At 69.2% G+C, this 663-nt stretch carries 1 protein-coding gene; it reads right to left on the bottom strand.

Annotated features, from left to right (window positions below; all coding sequences use genetic code 11):
- Window positions 1-63 precede the first annotated feature (63 nt).
- A partial coding sequence (locus JCM19049_RS16765; RefSeq protein ID WP_279403481.1) for an ABC transporter permease occupies window positions 64-663 on the bottom strand: 600 nt, incomplete at its 5' end.

Genomic DNA, 663 nt, shown 5'->3' on the forward strand with positions numbered 1-663 from the left:
GGAGCGGCAGCCCGGCCGGGGTGGTGTTCTGTTCGGTCAGTACGCTCATGATCCCTTGTCCCTTCAGGCGGCCAGGGCCCGTGCCGAGCCGGCGTGGGCGGTAATGATTCGGGGGTCCAGCTGCGGGTGGATGAGGTCCACCAGCAGGTTCACCACGGTGAAGGTGGCGGCGGTGAGCAGCACCAGCCCCTGCACCAGGGGAATGTCCTGGACGGTGACCGCCTGCAGCACCAGCTGCCCCAGTCCGGCGCGGGCGAACACGGTCTCGGTGATCACCGAGCCGGCCAGCAGGGTGCCGATGGTGATCCCGGCAATCGACAGCGCGGCCGGGGCGGCGTTCTTCAGGGTGTGGCGGTAGAAGATCCAGGACTCTCCGGCCCCCTTGGCGCGCAGCACGTCCACGAACGGCTGGGCCGAGACCTGCTGAACGCTCTTGAGCAGCACCTGGGCGATCGGTGCGCTCAGGTGCAGGGCCAACACCAGGATCGGCACCAGCAGCGACAGCGCCGAACCGTCCGGGAACAGGGACATCACCCCCAGCTGCACGGCCAGCAGCTGCAGCAGCACCAGGCCCAGCCAGAACACCGGGATTGAAATGAACAGCGGCGGCAGGTTCAACAGCGCCCGGCGCAGCCGCTCACCACGGGCCAGGGTGGCCGCGGC

Source organism: Arthrobacter sp. JCM 19049, from assembly GCF_001310435.1.